Raw genomic sequence first — 18,612 nt, forward strand, 5'->3', positions numbered from 1 at the left:
GCGAGCCGTATGACTCCTCGTCAGCACGCGACAACTCGTTCGAAGCAGCACCGTCGGAGCCCGATCCCGTCGACCGCCCTGGCGCTCGCGCTCCTCGTGGGGGCCGCGCCCGCAGCGACCGCGCTCCCGGCCGCGGGCGCGGCGCCGGCCGCCGCCCCGACGGCGGTCCAGGCCGAGGTCGGCCCCGTGGACCAACCCCTCGTCTCCTACGTCAACCCGTTCATCGGGACCAAGGACGACGGGAACACCTACCCCGGGGCGAGCGTCCCGTTCGGCATGGTGCAGTTCTCGCCCGACAACGGCCACAACGTCGGGTACGACTACGGGCGCGACCGCATCCGAGGCTTCTCGCTCGTGCACCTCTCGGGGGTCGGGTGCGGGCTGGGCGGGACGCTTCCGGTCCTGCCCACGACGGGCGACGTCACCTCGACCGACTACGGGCAGTACGCCCTGAAGTACTCGCACGACGACGAGGAGGCCTCGCCCGGGTACTACCGCGTAGGGCTCCAGGCGTCGGCGGGCACGATCGACGCCGAGCTCACGGCCGGAGAGCACACCGCGGTCCAGCGCTACACGTTCCCGTCGACCGACAAGGCGAACGTGCTGATCAACACCGGGCAGGCCCTCAACCGGGTCACCGGGTCGACCGTGACCGTGATCGACGACCGCACGGTCGAGACGACCATCACCCAGCGCGGCTTCTGCCAGGACACGCAGCCCTTCACGATCCACACGCGCACGACCTTCGACCGCCCCTTCACGACCTACGGCACCTGGCAGGGCGGCGCCGTCACGGCGGGCGCGGCGACCGCCACGGGCGACGGCCGCGTGGGCGCCTACCTCCGGTTCGACACCACGGGCGGCGACCTCGACGTCGAGGCGACCACCTCGATGAGCTACGTCGACGCGGCCGGGGCGGCCGCGAACCTCGACGCCGAGGCGGGCACGTTCGACGAGGCTCGCACCGCCGCGACCGCGGCATGGGAGGAGCGGCTCGGGTCGGTCGCCGTCCAGCGCGGCACCGAGGACGACCTGCGCACGTTCTACTCCTCGCTGTACCGGAGCTTCCTGGCCCCCAACACGGGCACCGACGTCGACGGGCGCTACCGCGGCTGGGACCAGGAGGTCCACGTCGCCGAGGACTTCACGTACTACCAGAACTTCTCGCTGTGGGACACGTACCGCACGCAGCAGCAGCTGCTCGCGCTGCTCGCCCCGCAGGAGTCGCAGGACATGGCGCTGTCCGTTGTCCGCGCCGCGGAGCAGGGCGGCTGGCTGCCGCGCTGGGGGTACGGCACGGTCGAGACCAACATCATGACGGGCGACCCGGCCACGCCCTTCCTCGTGAGCGCATGGAGCCAGGGGCTGCTCGCGGGGCACGAGGAGGAGGCCTACGCGGTCCTCCAGCAGAGCGCCGACAACATGGCCCCCGCAGACTCCCCGTTCAACGGGCGCGCGGGCAACGACACGTACCTGGCGAGCGGGTTCGTCCCGCACGAGCCGGGACGTTCGGGCAAGCCCGGTGACTACGACCTGCAGCACGGCGGTTCGGCCACGCTCGAGTACGCGCTCTCGGACGCGATGCTCGCGACCATGGCACGGGGCCTCGGCCATGACGAGGACGCCGACCGCTACGCCGCGCGGGGCCAGAACTACCGTTCGGTGTTCGACCCGCGCACCGGGGCCTTCCGCGCCCGCAACGCCGACGGCCTGTTCGTGGGCGACCCGGACCCGGCCAAGAGCGACGGGTTCCACGAGGGCACTGCCGTCCAGTACCAGTGGCTCGTCCAGCAGGACGTCCCGGGCCTCCTCGACCTGATCGGCGGCACGGACGCCGCCAACGAGGCGCTCGACTCGTTCTTCGCCTACGACCAGCTGCTCGTGGACCCCGAGAAGACGGCCCGCGAGGTGTGGGTCAACGGCACCTATTCCTACTACGACCAGGACACCTACAACCCCAACAACGAGCCCAACCTCCACGCGCCGTACGTGTACCTGTGGACCGGGCAGCCGTGGAAGACCAACGACGTGGTCCGCGCGGCCCTGACCCTCTTCACCGACGGCCCCGACGGCGTCACGGGCAACGACGACCTGGGCACCATGTCCGCGTGGCACGTCCTGTCGGGGCTCGGGATCTACCCGATCGTGCCCGGCACGGACACGTGGGGCCTCTCGACGCCCCTGTTCGACGACGTCCGGATCGACCTCGACGAGTCGTTCTACCCTCGTAGCGAGCTGCACATCACCGCCCCGGGGACGTCGACCGAGAACCGCTACACGGCCTCGGTCACCGCAGGGGCCACCGCGGTGGACCGCGCCTACCTCACGGGCCCGGAGCTGACCGCGGCGGGCACCCTGTCGTTCGCCACGAGCGCCGAGCACACCGCGTGGGCCACGGGGCCCGACGCCGCGCCGGGCGCGGTCGACCGGGTCGACGCCGAGGTCAGCCGCCTGTTCGCGGGCCTCTCGACCGCGCACCCGGTCATCCGGCCGGGCGCAACGGTCGACCTGGTGGCGAGCGTCGTCGCGCAGGGCCCGGGTACCGTCTCGGGCGAGATCCAGGTGACCGGGAGCGACGCCGTCCAGGTCCAGGACGGCTCGGGCCCGTGGTCGGTCGTCTCGGACGGCCTGCCTGCCACGAGCGAGATCCCGCTGAGGCTCTCGGCCGCGCCGGGCGTCGCGCCCGGCGCGTACCCCGTCACGGTCGTCGTGACGGACGCCGCGGGGCACGAGGTCTCCCGCGAGGTGACCGTCGTCGTCGCGCAGGAGTCGTGGCTGCGCAGCAGCTTCGACAACGCCGGGATCGGCGACGCCGGTGCGGCCAACGCGAACTTCGACGGGCAGGGGGCCTACCTGCTGCGCGACCTGCTCGCCGAGCAGGGCGCGGTCCAGGGCGTGCCGGGACTCGTCCCGGGCACGCAGCTGGGCTACGTGCTCGCGGCCGAGGAGCCGGGTGCGCCCGACAACGTCCGCGCGAACGGTCAGGTGCTCGACGTCCGCGCGAGCATCGGCACGGCACGCCAGGTCTCGCTCGTCGGCTCGAGCAACAACGGCACGCACGGGGGCGACCTGGTCCTGGGCTTCACGGACGGCACGAGCCAGACGTCGCGCGTCGAGCTGAGCGACTGGTGCACGGGGTCGCCCGTGGCCGGCAACATCCTCGTCGCCAAGGCGGGGGCACGAGGCAGTGGCACGGGGACGCAGCGCATCGGCTGCGGCCTGTACGCCACGGCTCCGGTCGCCGTCCCCGAGGGCAAGGCCCTCGCGACGATCACCCTGCCGCGCGCGACCAACATGCACGTGTTCGCGGTGGCGAGCGATGCGGTGGTGGCTCCGGTGTTCGACGTGGTGGTCTCGGCCAGGGCCCAGTGCGTGGCGGGGCGTGTGGTGCTCTCGGTGCGTGCGGTGAGCGCGGAGGACCTGCCGGTGGACGTCAAGGTGTCCTCGGTGTTCGGGTCCAGGTCGTTCGTGGGGCTGGCGCCGGGCAAGAGTGCGTCGGCGTCGTTCGCGACGCGTTCGGGTGCGGTCGAGGCCGGCCAGGTCACGGTCGTGGTCTCCCAGGACGGGCGGTCGCAGGATGTCGTGGTGTCCTACGACGCCACCACCTGCGACTGACCCACCATGGGCCCGCCCGGGGAGAGGGAACCCCGGTCGGGCCCGTCGGCGCGCCCCGCCCGACGCGCAGGACACGGGCGGGCGCGCCTCGGTCCGCCGGTGCGGCCGGCGTACCGCAGCAGCACGTCACGAGGTCAGGGACGACCAACGAGGGAGCAGAGCGTGAGAACAGCACGAGGCAGGACACGAAGGGTCGTCGCGGCGCTCGCCGCGGCAGCGGTCGCGGGCGCGGGGCTCGTGGGAGGGGCGGCGGTCGCCGCCCCGCCGGCACCAGCGGCCGGGGCCTCCGACGCCGGGCTCGTGACCGACCCGGTCGACCTGGTCGACCCGATGGTCGGCACGGGGCAGGCGAACGGCGTCGTGGGGGAGATCAACAACTTCCCCGGACCGTCGATGCCGTTCGGCATGATGCAGCTCTCGCCCGACACCCAGGTGTCGGTGGGGAACGGCGACCGGGCGTACGCGGGGTACCGCTACTCGCACCAGGCGATCCGCGGGTTCTCGATGAACCACGCGTCGGCGGGGTGCTGGGTGTTCGGCGACGTCCCCATCCTGCCGGTCGCGGGGGACGTGGGCAGTGCGCCGTGGGACCGCAAGGAGGAGTTCTCGCACGACCAGGAGAGTGCCGAGGTGGGCCGGTACGCCGTGACCCTCAAGAGCTCGGGCATCGAGGCCGAGCTGTCGGCCGCGACGCGCTCGGGGGGCATGACGTTCGAGTACCCGCAGACAGGGGACGCGCAGGTCATCGTCAACCCGGGCGGCTCGCTCGGCACGGTCTTCGGGTCCACGGTCGAGGTCACCGGCAGCCGCACCGTCACGGGCTCGGTGTCGAGCGGCGGGTTCTGCGGCAAGGGCAACCGCTACACGCTCTACTACGCGGTCGAGTTCGACCAGGACTTCTCGTCGTTCGGCACCTGGGAGGGCACGACCCTCACGACGGGTGACCGCTCGGCGCAGGGCCGCCGCGCGGGAGCGTGGACGACGTTCGCGCCGGGTTCGACGGTCCAGGCCAAGGTCGCGATGTCGTACGTGAGCGTCGAGGGCGCGCAGGCCAACCTCGCGGCCGAGATCCCGGCCTGGGACTTCGACGCTGTCCGCGACGACAACCGTGCGGCCTGGTCCGACCTGCTGGGCAAGGTCCAGGTCGCGGGCGAGGACGCGGACGACAAGACCATGTTCTACACCTCGCTCTACCACTCGATGATGCACCCCAACACGTTCGACGACGTCGACGGGCGTTACGTCGGGTTCGACCAGCAGATCCACCAGGTCGCCGACGGCCGCACCCGGTACGCCAACTTCTCGGACTGGGACACGTACCGTTCGCTCGGTGCGCTCCAGGCGGTGCTCGCTCCTGAGCGCGCCTCGGACATGGCGCAGTCGCTCGTGAGCTCGGCCGTCGAGGGGGGCTGGCTCCCGCGCTGGCCCGTCGCCAACGGGTACACGGGGCAGATGACGGGCGACAGCTCGGTGCCGCTCATCGCGAGCATGTACGCGTTCGGTGCGCGAGACTTCGACGCCGAGACGGCGCTCGAGTACATGGTCAAGGGCGCCACGACCGAGGGCCGGACCCCGAGCGGGTACGTCCAGCGGCACGGGATCGGGACCTACCTCGAGCGCGGGTACGCCCCGCAGACCGAGGAGTTCCGGGGCGACCACCGCGTGGTCGGGGCGTCCATCACGCTCGAGTGGTCGGTCGCGGACTTCGCGATCGGTCGTCTCGCGGGGGCTCTGGGCCAGGACGAGATCGCGGCCGAGTACCAGGCGCGCGGCCAGTACTGGCAGAACATCTTCGACCCGAGCACGAGCACGGTCGCGGCCCGCAACGCCGACGGCTCGTTCGTGGTCCCGGACGGCAGCGGCGGGTTCGGGCAGGAGGGGTTCGACGAGGGCAACGCCGAGCAGTACACGTGGCTCGTCCCACAGAACGTCGCGGCGCTGACCGAGGGGCTGGGCGGTCGGGAGGCCGTGGCCGAGCGCCTCGACCGGTTCACCACGACCCACAACTCGGGTCCCAACGAGCCCCGGCTCTGGATCGGCAACGAGCCGAACTTCGGTGTGCCGTGGCTGTACGACTACGTGGGTCAGCCCTGGCGAACGACCGAGCTTGTCGACGAGATCACCGCGACCCTGTTCTCCCCGACTCCGGACGGGAAGCCGGGCAACGACGACCTGGGCGCGCAGGCGGGCTGGTACGTCTGGGCCGCCGCGGGCCTGTACCCCACGACGCCCGGGACCGACGTCCTGGCGATCAACACCCCGCGGTTCGACCGGGTCGTGATCGACCTCGGCGACGGCAAGACGCTCGACCTGCGGGCGCCCGGCGCGTCGACGGGCCAGCGGTACATCACGGGCATGACGGTCGAGGGGCAGCCCTGGGACAGGACCTACCTGCCCGAAGGCCTGATCCACGAGGGTGGTGTGGTCGAGCTGGCCTTGTCGGCCGAGCGCGACACGACCTGGGGCACGTCGCCCGAGGCCTCGCCACCGTCGTTCCGCGAGGGCGAGCAGGGGCTCGTCGCGAACGCGGGGAGCGCGCTCGTCTCGGTGGCTCCGGGCGGCACGGCGACGTCCCCGGTCGACGCCCAGCTCTTCGGGGACCTCGACGCCCAGGTCACGGTCGCGGTCGACGCGCCCGCGGACATCACGGTCACGGGCGAGACCCTCGTGCCCGACGGCGCAGGTCACCTGCGCGGTGACCTCACCTTCGCGGTGGGTCAGGACGTGCCCGAGGGCTTCTACGACGTCGAGGTCACGCTCACGGCCGGAGGCACCGAGAGGCGTGTGCCGGTCACGGTGCGGGTCGCGGCCGAGGGCAGCCTGTTCGCGGCGTTCGACACGGTCGGGAGCGCGAGCCAGGCCCAGCGGGCAGGTGCCAACTTCGACGGTGCGGGGAACTCGTTCTCGCGCGAGGCGCTCGCACAGGCGGGGCTCACGCCGGGCTCGGCGCACGACGTCGGCGGCCTGCCGTTCGTCTGGCCCTCCTCGCCCGAGGGCCGACCGGACTCGCTCACGCTCGACGGCGAGACGATCGTCCTGCCGGCACCGAGCGCGGGCTTCTCGCTCGTCGGGGCTGCGACCAACGGGACCCAGCAGGGCCAGGCGACCGTGACGTTCCAGGACGGGACCACGGCCACGACGACCGTCGGGTTCGGCGACTGGGTCCTGCCGAGCGCGGACGGGAGCCCCGTCCTGGGGAACGCGGTGGTCGCGCGCATGGACCGCCGCAACGGGGACAAGGACAGCGCGTTCGTGTTCTCCACGGCCCCCTACGTGGCTCCCGAGGGGAAGAAGATCGTCTCGATCACCTTCCCGCGGAACAAGGATCTGCACGTGTTCGCGGTGGCGAGCGATGCGGTGGTGGTGGTGCCGGTGTTCGACGTGGTGGTCTCGGCCAGGGCGCAGTGCGTGGCGGGGCGTGTGGTGGTCTCGGTGCGTGCGGTGAGCGCGGAGGACCTGCCGGTGGACGTCAAGGTGTCCTCGGTGTTCGGGTCCAGGTCGTTCGTGGGGCTGGCGCCGGGCAAGAGTGCGTCGGCGTCGTTCGCGACGCGCGCGGGTGCGGTCGAGGCAGGGCAGGCCACGGTCGTGGTCTCCCAGGACGGGCAGTCGCAGGAGGTCGTGGTGTCCTACGACGCCACCACCTGCGACTGACCCACGAGCCGGGGAGGTGCTGGTCCGGACGCGTCCCGGACCAGCACCTCCCCTCGTCGTCCGCGGGGGCCGGGCCCCGACGGGACCCGCTGGTCTCGCCGGGACCCACGGGAGGTCCCGTGGCAGTCTGGGCGCATGGTGACCGACCGGCGCGCGGACGCGCCCCGCTTCCACCCCGAGACCGCGGCCGAGTGGCGCGCGTGGCTCGTCGACCACCACGACGACGAGGTGCCCGGGGTCTGGGTCGTGCAGTGGCGGCGGGCCAGCGGTCGCGCCCCGATCGACTACGACGCGCTCATCGAGGAGGCGCTGAGCTTCGGCTGGATCGACGGGACCGTGCAGACGATCGACGACGACCGCTCGATGATGTGGCTCACACGCCGGCGTCCCGGCAGCCGCTGGACGCGCCTGAGCAAGGAGCGGGTCGCGCGGGCCGAGGCGGACGGGAGGATGACCGACGCGGGGCGCGCGGTCGTCGAGGCCGCGCGGGCCGACGGTTCCTGGACGAGGTACGACGACGCCGAGGCGCTGGTCGTCCCCGACGACCTGGCCTCGGCGTTCGCCGCCGTGCCGCCTGCCCGGGAGCACTGGGACGCCTTCCCGCCCGGGGTGCGCCGACTCGTCCTCGGCTGGATCGCGGACGCCCGGCGGGCGCCGACCCGCGCCGCCCGGATCGCCGAGACCGCGCAGAAGGCCCAGCGCGGCGAGCGCGCGCACGAGCAGCCGCGCTGAGTGCCCGTCGCGACAAGGACCACCGCGAGAGGTTAGCGTCCTGCGGACGGCAGAACCGCCGTCGGGCTGGAGGAACCCCATGGACGTCCTGCAAGAGGCGCTGATCGACCCGGTCAGCAACTTCCTGTACTCCTACGTCCTGATCTACGTCCTCATCGGCGCGGGCATCTACTTCACGGTGCGCACGCGCGCCGTCCAGGTCCGGATGTTCGGGCTCATGTTCCGGCTGGTCGGCGGCTCGACCGGCGCGGCCGAGGGCGGCATCTCGTCGTTCCAGGCCTTCTGCGTGGGCCTCGCCTCGCGCGTGGGCACGGGCAACATCGCGGGCGTCGCGATCGCGCTGACGCTCGGCGGGCCGGGCGCGATCTTCTGGATGTGGTGCGTCGCGCTCATCGGCATGGCCACGGCGTTCGTCGAGGCGACGCTGGGGCAGATCTTCAAGGTCCGTGCCGACGACGGCTCCTTCCGCGGCGGCCCCGCGTACTACATCCAGCGGGGTCTGGGCTCGCGACGCTGGGGGATCGTGTTCGCGATCCTGCTGATCTTCGCGTTCGGCTTCGCGTTCAACATGGTGCAGGCCAACACGATCAGCGAGGCCCTGGACAACGGGCACGCCGTCTCGCCGGGCTGGACCGCGGTCTTCCTCATGATCCTCGCCGCGCCCGTGCTGTTCGGCGGGGTCAAGCGCGTCGCGAAGGTCGCGGGTGTCGTGCTGCCGATCATGGCGGGCATCTACGTCCTGCTCGCGGCCACGATCATCCTCATGAACCTCGGCGCCGTGCCGGGCGTGGTCCGGCAGATCGTCGAGGGCGCGTTCGGGCTCGACCAGGCCGTCGCGGGCACGGCCGGGGGGATCCTCGCGGCGCTGCTCAACGGGGTCAAGCGTGGCCTGTTCTCGAACGAGGCAGGCATGGGCAGCGCACCGAACGCGGCCGCGACCGCGACGGTCTCGCACCCCGCCAAGCAGGGCCTGATCCAGTCGCTCGGCGTGTTCGTCGACACGATCGTGGTGTGCTCGGCGACGGCCTTCATCATCCTCATGGCGGGACCCGAGGTGTTCGACCCGGGGAGCACGACCGACGCGGCCGGGGCCTCGCTCACGCAGGAGGCCGTCGCGGCCCAGCTCGGGTCGTGGACCGTGTGGCCCATGACGATCCTGGTGTTCGTCTTCGCGTTCTCCTCGGTGCTCGGCAACTACTCGTACGCCGAGGTCAACCTGACGTTCCTCGGCATCCGCGCCAAGGCGCTCACCGCGCTGCGCACGCTCGTGCTCGCGGCGATCGGGATCGGGTCGCTCGTCGAGCTCGAGGCCGTGTGGGCCGTCGCGGACGTCGCCATGGCGCTCATGGCCCTCGTGAACCTGGTCGCGATCACGCTGCTGGGCCGGTGGGCCTTCGGGGCGCTCAAGGACTTCGAGCGCCTGCGGGCGAGCGGGGCGGGCGACCGGTTCGTCGGGGTCGGGAACCCCGACCTGCCCGGGGACGTGCCGGGCGACGTGTGGGCGCCGGTTCAGCAGGACTCGAAGGCGTAGCCCGGGTCGTCGGGCGTCGAGAGCGCGCGGTCGCGTCCCACGACCGAGACCCCGCGCGCGCACGCGTCGGCGAGGCGGGCGGAGAGGTCCGGCTCGTCGTCGTACTCGATCTCCAGGACGCGCGTGCCGTAGGCGGCGGCGTAGTCGCCGCACTCGTCGTGGACGGCGCAGTCCTCGGCGACCACGAAGTCGAAGCCGAGCGCCCGACCGTCCTCGCCCAGCTCGACCGTGTTCTTCTGCCCGATCGCGAGTCCTCGCGCGTGCGCGCGGTCGATCAGCAGCGCGGCCAGGGCGAGGTTGTCGTCGCGCGTGAGCAACCCCGACGACCGGGTGAACGAGTCCAGGTTGTCGGGCTCGACCGCGTCGAACCCCGCGTCCGCGCACGCGTCCAGCTGTGCGCCGACGACCTGCGCGATCTCGCGGCGCGCGGTGTCGGTCGAGGTGTCGAGGAGCAGCTCGTCGGGCCAGCCGAGGTCGGCGACGGGTTCGCCGTCGTCGTCGCGCAGGACCAGGTCGGGGTGGTCGCGCAGCCAGGTCTCGCTCTCGCCGGGCTGGGTCTGGAACCCGTTGACGTAGCAGACGTCGTAGCCCGCGCCCGCGGGGGAGTCGGTGACGTCTCGGACGACGACGGTCACGCCGTCGGGCGGCGGGTAGGCCCCGCCGAGCTGGTAGTCGAGCCCGGCCCCGGCGGGCGGGGGAGCGGGGGCCTCGTCCTCCTGCCCGACGGCGGCGCTCACCGAGGTGGTCGGCTCGAGGTCGTCACGGGCCGAGGTGGGCGCGGGCGCCGGAGCGGTGCACCCGGCGAGGAGAGCGAGGGCCAGGACCGAGGAGGCGAGCGGGAGCGCGGAGCGGGTCGGGAGCACGGGACCATGCTCGCACCGGGCACCGGGCACCGGGCACCGGTGCGCAGGTGTCGCGCGACGCACGGCCGGCCGGCCCCCGCGGATCGCGGGAGCCGACCGGCCGAGGTGCAACCGACCGGCGTCAGCCGATCGTCGTCGTGAACCCCGCGGTCGTGCCGGCGAGCTCGACGGAGTCGGTCGGGGTGAGCGTCGCGGTGACCTGGACGGTCGCGCCGCTCACGCCGAAGGGCAGCGACTGGGGCAGCGTGACCGTCGTCGTGACCCCCTTCGCGACGGGGACGCTCGTGGTCGTCACGAACATCCCTGAGACGACCGTGACCTCGACGGTCCCGGCCACGGACGCGTTGGCGGTCACGCGCGGCTTGGCGCCCGTGCGCAGCGAGGACGCGGCGAGCTTGAGCGTCGTCGGGGCCTTGGCCACGGTCACGGTGCTCACGGCCGAGGTCGTCGAGGACTTCCCGGCCGTGGCGACCACGCGGTAGCGGTGCTGGTCGGTCGTGGCCGAGACCTTCTTGAGCAGGAGGTTCTTCGACGTCGCACCGGCGATGTCGGTCCACGCGTCGGTGCCCGCGGCGGCGGTCTGCCACTGGTAGGCGACGCGGGGAGCGGGCGTGGCCGTCGAGGTCGAGACGGCGGTCGAGGAGATCGTCACGTTCTTGCCCGACTCGACCGTGACGGCGGCGGCGGGCTGCGTCGTGAACGTCACCTCGCTCGGGACGGCGACACCGGCCTCGGTGACCCACTTGGTACCGTCGTCGCGCTTGGTGACCGTGAACTCGTCGTAGACCGCGCCCACGGGCAGGTCGGTGCTCGCGCCCGCGACCTTCTCGGCGATGTAGGACTTGTAGGTCAGGGTGTCCGCCGTGACGTCGACGACCTGGTAGGTCGTGATCTTCTCGCCGCGCAGCACCTGGGTCGCGCCGTTGTTGGTCCAGACGTTCTTGTCGGGGGCCGCGAGGTCGTAGTGCTTGGCTCCCGAGTTGGACACGATGTAGACGGGGCCGTCGGTCACGCCCTCGGTGTCGGTGCGGTCCTCGTCGTTGTAGCCGCGCGCGTAGGTGTGGTCGTGACCCATCATGACGAGGTCGATGTCGTGCTCCTGGAACACGGGGACCCAGTACTTGCGCAGCACGGGCTCGTCACGGCCCGACGACGTCGAGTAGACGGGCTGGTGGAAGGTCACGACGTTCCACTTCGACGGGCTCTCGGTGAGCACGGTGTCGAGCCACGCGGCCTGGAACTGGGTCCAGAGCTCGGCGACCTTGGCCTGCGGGCAGTCGGTGCCGGTGCACGCGGGCAGCGCGTCGGGCGTGAGGAACGCGGTGTCGCGGGTCGCGTTGATCGTGATGAAGCGCATGCCCTGGTAGTCGGTGAAGTACACGGTCTCGGCCGCGAACTCGCTCCAGTGCGCGAAGTAGGCGGCGTACTGGCGGGCCACGGGGGTGTCGCCCACGGCGAGCTGTGCGAGCTCGCCGACGGTCTCGGTCGTGGGGTTGTTGAGCGGGTACTCGAAGTTCGCCTTCCAGGCTGCGAGCTTCTTGTCGCCCGAGTACTCGTGGTTGCCGGGGGCGGCCATGACGTTGCTGGTCGCCGCGGCGTTCTCCATGCCCTTGAACCAGTTGACCCACTGGGTCTCGTTGCTCGCCGAGTCGATCAGGTCGCCCGCGTGGACCGAGCCGATCGCGTCGGGGGCCGTGGCCTGCGCCTGGGCGACGACCTTGGGCCAGGTGCTGTCGAGGCCGATCTGCGCGTCGCCGTAGTAGATGAAGGAGAAGTCCGTCTCGGCCGGGTCGGCCGTCCCGAAGGTCTTCCACCCGGTCCATGCGCCGGGCACGCCGACGCGGTAGGAGTACTCGGTCGCGGGCTTGAGGCCGGGCACGGTCACCGAGAAGTGCTGCTTGGCGTTGCCGTTGACGGCGCCAGCGGCGTAGGCGCGCAGCGTGCGGGTCGCGCCGCCGGAGGCAGGCCGGATCTCGACCTGTCCCGTGGTGTCGGCCTCGCTGCCCGCGAGCCACGAGATCGACTGCGAGGTCTCGGGCGTCTCGGTCGGGGTGAGGATGACGCGGGTCGGCGGGGCGACCACGACCGGGGCGTCCTCGGCGACCGGCGTGAGCGAGGTCAGGTCGAAGTAGACGTCCGAGCTCGACGCGCGGTCCTGGTAGAGCGCGACCGCGATCGTGTTGGTCCCGTCGAGCAGGGCCTCAGGGTCGAGGTCGAACGAGGCCGCGACCGGGTCGGAGGCGCCCGAGCCCGCGTACTGCAGGTTCGTCGTCGTGCTCGTGACGCGCTCGTCGTGGAAGCCGGCGACCTTGGCGCCGTTGACGTAGACGACCAGCCCGTCGTCGTAGACGACGTTGCCGACGACCTTCTCGAGCTCGGCCGCCGTGTCGGCGTCGAACTCGAACGTCGAGCGGAAGAAGAACGTGGGGACGTCGGTCGTGGTCCCCTCGATGTACTGGGTCAGGAGGGTCGTGGGGGTGTGCGGCCCGACGGCCGCGAGCTTGCCGCCCTTGGCCCCGAACGACCCCTTGGCCGACTTCCACGCCGAGGCGTCGTAGGCGGGCTGGGTCCACGACAGCAGGTTCTCGGGCGTGCCCGGGTCCGTGTTGTCGTCGAGGTACTTCCAGGTGGTGTCCGCGGTGGTGAGCAGCGGTGCGGGGGGTGCGGTCGCCGCGGAGGCGTCCTGGGTGGGGGTGGCGGCGAGCACGAGCCCGCCGACCAGGGTGAGGAGGGCGAGCGCGGGCACGCTTCTCCGCACCGGGCGGACAGGGGTGTCCATCGTCTGCGTCATGTCAGTCCTTCGTCCGGTCCCGCGCGCGAGCGCGGCAGCTGGGCGGCGCGACCTTGGCGCCGTCCCGATCCCACCTGACCCGGGTGGCTACCGGGTGAGCCGACGATGAACGCGAAACGTCCGCTTCGTGCCCATTCCCTGCCCGACGGCGTGGCGCGCCTCGCGCGTGGCGGTGCGCCCCGTCGTCGGGCAGGGGAGGGGGGAGCGTCTCAGCCCAGGTCCCAGAGCAGCCGGTAGTAGGCGATCCGTTCCTCGTCCGGCTCGATGCCGTAGGCGTCGTAGACGATCCGGTCGTAGCCGGGCCCGTAGTTCCACTCGGTGCTCCAGGCCGCGACGGCCAGGTCGGCCCAGCGGTCGGCGACTCCCAGCGAGCCGAGGTCGACGTGCGCGGCGAACGACCCGTCGGCGCGCACGAGCGTGTTGGGTGCGCACGCGTCGCCGTGGCACACGACGAGGCGGTCCACGGGCGGCGCGAGGTCGAGCCGGGCGCAGGCCTCGGTGACCGTGAGCGCTGCGTGCTCGGGGAACCACTCGGTGGGGCCTTCGCCGTCGGCGATCCGTTCGTCGGCGCGCGCGACACGCTCCTCGACGCTCCAGGTGAAGGGGCAGCGCTCGACGGGCAGGGCGTCGTGCAGGACGCGGAGCCCGTGGCCGATCGCGGCTGCCGCGGTGGCGGGCTCGGCGACCCAGCGCGGGTCGACGGCCGAGGCCGCGTCGATGGCCTCGGTCACGAGCCAGGTGCCCAGCTCGTCCTGCCCGGCGTCCAGCACGTGGGGCACGGCCGTGTGATGCGACGCCCACGCGAGCCGCTCTGCCTCGGCGAGGAGGTCGATCTCGGGTGTGCCCGCGGCGACCCACTTGAGGTACCGGTCCGTGCCGCCTGTGCCGTTCGTGCCCCAGCGGAACGTGAGCCCGCCGAGGTTGTTCCGCCACACCGGGACAAGGTCGCCGCCCCCGGCGGCGTCGACGAGCGAGCGGACGGCGGGTGGCACGGGCACGGGGCCGGTCGGGATCATGGCAAGGGGCGGACGCGACATGCCCTGATCCTGCCAGGACCCGCCCCGTGCCTCATGACCCGCCGGGCTTCGGTGGTGAGAGGCACCCCCTGGGTCGCGGAACAGCCCGCAGGGGCTCGCAGGCCTCGAGCAGCCGGGCGCGCAGCACGGCAGAGAGCTCGGCGAACCCGCGCTGCAGCCGCACGTACGGTTGGTCGTCGGTGCCGGTCATGCTCACCGGTCCTTGAGGACGATACGGGAGTATGGCGCAATGACGAGCGAGTACTTCCAGCGTGTTCGGTGGATCCACGGCAGCGCCAACGACCCGGTGGTTCTGTGGGCGCACGTGGTCGGAGGGTGGGAGGCGCGCAAGGTCGACGAGTTCGCCGACGGGAGTCTGACGTGGGCGGACGAGGACCACGAGTCTGACAGCACCGGCCTCGGGTTGATCCCTGTGCCGCTTCCGGCACAGATCGCGGAAGATCCCCAGTTCGTGGTCGCGCTCGTCGAGCAGTCGGAGTTCGAGGCGGTCTGGCACTCAGCCCGCGTGGGCTCCAGTGTCAGGTGGTTCAGGCCGGAGTGATCGTGAGGCGTGCAGGTTCGGGAAGCTCGGTCGGCCTGTCGTCGCTGACCCCGACCCATTCGATGCCGCCGAGCTCGCCGTCGATCAGATAGAGGAACAGGCTGTCGAAGGAGCCGGCCACGGTCGCGTTCACCATGACACGCATCCCGGTGCCGGGCCGGAAATCGATCGAGGGGCAGCCGCAACCGCACGTGCCGGACACCACGGTGCGCCGGGCTGCACGGCGAAGCTCGGCAGCCCCGTCCACGTCGACGGACAGCAGAGTGTCGAGCACGCTGCGCTCGCGGTCCGTGAGAGGCCTGGTCATGCGGGCAACTGTCGCACGGCTCCGGCTCCGGCTCTCGACGGGACGACACGGGCTCGTGATGTCCCTCAGCCCAGCAGGCGCTCGCAGGCCTCGAGCAGCCGGGAGCGCAGCACGGCCGAGCGCTCGGCGAACCCGCGCTGCAGCCGCACGTACTCGGCCTTCCCCTCGGGCGTCTCGATGGCCACGGGCGCCTCGCCGTAGGACGAGACGTCGTAGGGGCTCGCCCTCATGTCGACCCACCGGATATCCCGAGCGAGCTCGAACGCGTCGAGGACCAGACCGCTCGGCACCGCGGGGGACAGCTTGGTCGCCCACTTGTAGAGGTCCATGTTCGCGTGCAGGCAGCCTGGTTGCTCGAGCGCCGGCTGAGTCTCCCGGGTGGGCTGCAGCCGGTTGAGGCTCACGGCCTCCGGGGTGAAGAAGCGGAACGCGTCGAAGTGCGAGCACCGCACCGGGTGCGACGCGACGACCTCGTCCGTCCCCTGTGCCCCGAGCCGCAGCGGCAGCGGGTGGCGGTGGTCACGCCCCTCGGCGTGGTCGCGGTAGACCATGGCCCACTCGTGCAGCCCGAAGCACCCGAGCGTCGCCGGGCGCGACGCCGTAGCAGCGAGCAGCTCGCGCGCGTAGCGCACGGTGTCGCCCCGGTCGGCGAGGAACGCCTCGACGTCGAGGCTCACCCGGCCGGCCGCGTCGGCCCGGTGCCACCGCCAGTCCGCACGCTCGGCGAGAAGGGGAGCGACGTCGTCGGGCGTGCCCTCCTTGCCGGGAGCGAGCGCGACGCCCGCACCCGGGTGCCAGCGGCGCAGCTGAGCCGGGCGCGTGGGGTAGTAGGTGAAGAGGAAGTCCTCGACCGCGTGCTTCTCGCCCTGGGCCTTGCGCTCGCGCCAGCCCGCGGTCAGGGCGTCGGCACGCGTGGCGTGCGCCGCAGCGAGCGGGAGCCACGTGTCGCTGTCCAGGACCTGCCCGACGGCGCCGCGCACCTCGGGCGCGAGGGCGCGGTCGGAGACGTCGAGGGAGGGCATGGTCCCAGGGTAGGTGGCTCGGCGAGCGAAGTTCACCCCACCAGCAGGAGCGGAAGGGCGCGAGGACACGAGAACATGGCACCAGGGTCCAGCAATCGCGCCGGACCGCAGGGGGGTCGGTGACGGCCCACGACAGCGGCCACCGGTCGCAAGGAGAGCCATGTCTCAGCCGCCGTACGGACAGCCGCAGCCTCCGGCCCCGGATGACCCGCAACAGCCCGGCCCCGCATACCCCGGTCAGCCGGACCCTTCTGGGCAGGGCGCGTACCCCGGTCAGCCCGCCGCGTACCCGGGCCAGCCCGGAACCTATCCCGGCGAGCAGGCGGGCTACCCCGGCCAGCCGACCGGACCCGGCCAGTACGGACAAGGCCCCGGGTACGGCGCGCAGCCCCCGGCGCAGCAGGGGTCGTCGGGCCTGGCGATCACGGGCTTCGTGCTCGCGCTCCTCGGCCTCGTCCTGTGCCTCATCCCGGTCGTCAACATCTTCGGCGGGATCCTCGCGTTCGCCGGACTGGTCCTCGGGATCGTCGGCCTCGTGAAGGCCTCGAAGGGTGCTCCGGGCAAGGGCCTGTCCATCGCTGCGATCATCATCGCGGTCGTGGCGGGCATCGGGGTGATCGTCTCCAACGCGATCTTCATCTCGGCAGTCGACAGCGCCGTCAACGACGTGGCGACCGAGTCGGTCGAGGAGGTCGCCCCCGAGGCGCCCGCCGACGAGGACGCCGCGGTCGACGAGGCCCCCGCCGACCCGGCTCCCGAGGACGTCCCCGCCCTCGCGCTCGCCTTCGGGGAGACAGCGACGTTCGAGGACGGCCTCGCCGTCGCAGCGAGCGTCCCCGCGGCGTACACCCCGTCCGAGTGGGCCGCCGGCGCCGAGGGGTTCACGCAGTTCGTCCGCATCGACATCACGCTGACGAACGGCACCGACGAGGCGTTCGACCCGACCCTCACGTACACGACCCTCTCTTCGGCCGGGGTCGAGGGGTCGCAGATCTTCGACTCCCAGAACGGGTTGGAGGGAGGACCGACGACGTCGCTCCTTCCTGGTCAGTCGGTCACTTTCCCAGTCGCGTTCGGGGTGAACGACCCGGCGGACCTCACCCTGGAGGTCAGCCCCGGAGCGTTCGAGTACGACTCGGTCATCTTCTCGACGGCTCCCTGAGCAGGGGGCCGCCGGTCGCGCCACGGCTCAGGACGCGGCCGGCCCCTCCTGCGCGCCAGGCTCTTCCCCTGCGGGCACCTGCTGCCACGGCCAGCGGCCCGTGATCTCGAGCTCGAGCGAGAAGCTGAGGAACGTCCGGATGAGGACGATCGCCGCGAGCACCCCGACGCTCTCGAGCGTCGGGGTGATGGCGACCGTCCGGATGATGTCGGCCGCGACCAGCAGCTCGAGCCCGAGCAGGATCGACCTGCCGAGGCGGCGCCGGAACAACCGGTAGACGTTGCCCTCATGGCGCCGGGTTGCCGACAGGAACGTCGCGTACAGGGCGCCGACCACGATCGCGGCGACCCCTGCGGCGTCGACCACCTTGCCGACGACCTCGATCACCTCGGCGAACGTCATGAGCCGAGCCTAGGACGGAACGGCCCGGCGGGCCGGGCGAGAGCGTCGGGGGAGCGCCGGGGTGCACCGGGGCGTCCCGGTCGACCGCGTCAGGCCGGCAGCGGTGCACGGAGCCTCGACCTCACGAGGGGGTCGGCAGCGTGAGGATCTCGGCCCCCTCGTCGGTGATCGCGATCGTGTGCTCGCTGTGTGCGGTCCGGCAGCCCGTCGCACTACGGAGCGTCCATCCGTCCGCATCGGTGACGAGCTCCGCGGTGTCCTCCATGACCCACGGTTCGAGCGCGAGCAGCAGGCCGGGGCGCAACCTGTACCCCCGGCCGGGACGCCCCGTGTTCGCGACGTGAGGGTCCTGGTGCATGGTCGACCCGATCCCGTGCCCACCGAACTCGGTGTTGATCGGGTACCCCGCCTCGCTGAGGACCGAGCCGATGGCGTGCGAGATGTCACCGACACGGGCCCCGGGCCGCGCGGCCGCGACACCGGCGGCCAGGGCCCGTTCGGTCGCCCCGATGAGCGCGACGCTCTCGGGAGGTTCCGAGCCCCCCACGACGAAGCTGAGGGCGGAGTCCGCAGCGACCCCGCCCAGCGACACGGCGAGGTCGAGCGTCAGCAGGTCGCCGTCGGCGAGCGTGTAGTCGTGCGGCATCCCGTGCAGCACGGCGTCGTTGACGGCCGTGCACACGTAGTGGCCGAACGGTCCCCGCCCGAACGACGGGGCGTAGTCGACGTAGCAGGACTGCGCTCCCGCCTCGGTGATCATGGCCTGCGCCCACCGGTCGACGTCCAGGAGGTTCGTGCCGACGGTGCTGCGGGCCTTGAGGGTCTGCAGGACGTGGGCGACCAGGGCGCCCGTCTCGCGTGCCTGGGCGAGCTCGGTGGGGTTCAGGATCTCGATCATGGAGTGCCTCTCTCGTGTTTCCGATAACTATACCGGTCATATCATCCCGGTACTAGAATC

Annotated in this window: 13 protein-coding genes; 6 read left to right on the forward strand and 7 right to left on the reverse strand. The window is 72.1% G+C overall.

The window, feature by feature from the left end; all coding sequences use genetic code 11:
• Window positions 1-9: 9 nt before the first annotated feature.
• From OERS_RS06890 to OERS_RS06905, 4 genes are all read left to right on the forward strand, one after another.
• Window positions 10-3,615, forward strand: a complete 3,606-nt coding sequence (locus OERS_RS06890) for a GH92 family glycosyl hydrolase (RefSeq protein WP_068625230.1) — start codon at window positions 10-12, stop codon at window positions 3,613-3,615.
• Window positions 3,616-3,777: 162 nt separating this feature from the next.
• Window positions 3,778-7,266, forward strand: a complete 3,489-nt coding sequence (locus OERS_RS06895; RefSeq protein WP_211268445.1) for a GH92 family glycosyl hydrolase — start codon at window positions 3,778-3,780, stop codon at window positions 7,264-7,266.
• 135 nt (window positions 7,267-7,401) lie between these two features.
• Complete coding sequence (locus OERS_RS06900) at window positions 7,402-7,998, forward strand: YdeI/OmpD-associated family protein (protein WP_068625232.1); 597 nt, start codon at window positions 7,402-7,404, stop codon at window positions 7,996-7,998.
• A 79-nt stretch (window positions 7,999-8,077) separates the two neighbouring features.
• Complete coding sequence (locus OERS_RS06905; protein ID WP_068625233.1) at window positions 8,078-9,529, forward strand: alanine/glycine:cation symporter family protein; 1,452 nt, start codon at window positions 8,078-8,080, stop codon at window positions 9,527-9,529.
• Here the strand turns inward: OERS_RS06905 and OERS_RS06910 are convergent.
• From OERS_RS06910 to OERS_RS06920, 3 genes are all read right to left on the reverse strand, one after another.
• Window positions 9,508-10,392 (reverse strand): endo alpha-1,4 polygalactosaminidase, encoded by an 885-nt coding sequence (locus OERS_RS06910; protein ID WP_068625234.1) that lies wholly within the window; start codon window positions 10,390-10,392, stop codon window positions 9,508-9,510. The two genes, OERS_RS06905 and OERS_RS06910, sit on opposite strands and share 22 nt — an antisense overlap.
• Before the next feature lie 121 nt (window positions 10,393-10,513).
• Window positions 10,514-13,183 (reverse strand): purple acid phosphatase family protein, encoded by a 2,670-nt coding sequence (locus OERS_RS06915; RefSeq protein WP_068625235.1) that lies wholly within the window; start codon window positions 13,181-13,183, stop codon window positions 10,514-10,516.
• Between the two features lie 209 nt (window positions 13,184-13,392).
• A complete protein-coding gene (locus OERS_RS06920; protein ID WP_068625236.1) occupies window positions 13,393-14,220 on the reverse strand; it encodes an aminoglycoside 3'-phosphotransferase in 828 nt (275 codons plus the stop codon).
• Between the two features lie 229 nt (window positions 14,221-14,449).
• Here OERS_RS06920 and OERS_RS06925 point away from each other — a divergent pair, with 229 nt between their 5' ends.
• Window positions 14,450-14,761 carry a DUF6881 domain-containing protein gene (locus OERS_RS06925; RefSeq protein WP_068625237.1) on the forward strand — a complete coding sequence of 104 codons (312 nt, stop codon included), beginning with the start codon at window positions 14,450-14,452 and terminating at the stop codon, window positions 14,759-14,761.
• Here OERS_RS06925 and OERS_RS06930 read toward each other — a convergent pair.
• Entirely contained in the window at window positions 14,748-15,035 is a 288-nt protein-coding gene (locus tag OERS_RS06930; protein WP_211268446.1) for a hypothetical protein, read from the reverse strand. The two genes, OERS_RS06925 and OERS_RS06930, sit on opposite strands and share 14 nt — an antisense overlap.
• 98 nt (window positions 15,036-15,133) lie before the next feature.
• The gene (locus OERS_RS06935; protein WP_231907725.1) at window positions 15,134-16,090 is read right to left on the reverse strand and encodes a 3-methyladenine DNA glycosylase; all 957 of its coding nucleotides are present in this window, start codon (window positions 16,088-16,090) and stop codon (window positions 15,134-15,136) included.
• A 160-nt stretch (window positions 16,091-16,250) separates the two neighbouring features.
• Between OERS_RS06935 and OERS_RS06940 the strand changes: the two genes are divergently transcribed.
• Complete coding sequence (locus OERS_RS06940) at window positions 16,251-17,252, forward strand: hypothetical protein (protein ID WP_068625239.1); 1,002 nt, start codon at window positions 16,251-16,253, stop codon at window positions 17,250-17,252.
• A 27-nt stretch (window positions 17,253-17,279) separates the two neighbouring features.
• Here the strand turns inward: OERS_RS06940 and OERS_RS06945 are convergent, their stop codons facing one another.
• A complete protein-coding gene (locus OERS_RS06945; protein ID WP_068625240.1) occupies window positions 17,280-17,654 on the reverse strand; it encodes a DUF1622 domain-containing protein in 375 nt (124 codons plus the stop codon).
• Between the two features lie 121 nt (window positions 17,655-17,775).
• Entirely contained in the window at window positions 17,776-18,552 is a 777-nt protein-coding gene (map, locus tag OERS_RS06950) for a type I methionyl aminopeptidase (RefSeq protein ID WP_068625241.1), read from the reverse strand.
• Between the last annotated feature and the right edge of the window lie 60 nt (window positions 18,553-18,612).

It is taken from the genome of Oerskovia enterophila (genome assembly GCF_001692445.1).
GTDB lineage: Bacteria > Actinomycetota > Actinomycetes > Actinomycetales > Cellulomonadaceae > Oerskovia > Oerskovia enterophila.

Bases quoted from the DNA above. Each gene is read 5' to 3' on its own strand.
- OERS_RS06915 (WP_068625235.1), bottom strand. From the start codon at position 13,183: ATGACGCAGACGATGGACACCCCTGTCCGCCCGGTGCGGAGAAGCGTG.
- OERS_RS06945 (WP_068625240.1), bottom strand. From the start codon at position 17,654: ATGACGTTCGCCGAGGTGATCGAGGTCGTCGGCAAGGTGGTCGACGCC.
- OERS_RS06890 (WP_068625230.1), top strand. From the start codon at position 10: ATGACTCCTCGTCAGCACGCGACAACTCGTTCGAAGCAGCACCGTCGG.
- map (WP_068625241.1), bottom strand. From the start codon at position 18,552: ATGATCGAGATCCTGAACCCCACCGAGCTCGCCCAGGCACGCGAGACG.
- OERS_RS06905 (WP_068625233.1), top strand. From the start codon at position 8,078: ATGGACGTCCTGCAAGAGGCGCTGATCGACCCGGTCAGCAACTTCCTG.
- OERS_RS06940 (WP_068625239.1), top strand. From the start codon at position 16,251: ATGTCTCAGCCGCCGTACGGACAGCCGCAGCCTCCGGCCCCGGATGAC.
- OERS_RS06925 (WP_068625237.1), top strand. From the start codon at position 14,450: ATGACGAGCGAGTACTTCCAGCGTGTTCGGTGGATCCACGGCAGCGCC.
- OERS_RS06920 (WP_068625236.1), bottom strand. From the start codon at position 14,220: ATGTCGCGTCCGCCCCTTGCCATGATCCCGACCGGCCCCGTGCCCGTG.
- OERS_RS06935 (WP_231907725.1), bottom strand. From the start codon at position 16,090: ATGCCCTCCCTCGACGTCTCCGACCGCGCCCTCGCGCCCGAGGTGCGC.
- OERS_RS06900 (WP_068625232.1), top strand. From the start codon at position 7,402: ATGGTGACCGACCGGCGCGCGGACGCGCCCCGCTTCCACCCCGAGACC.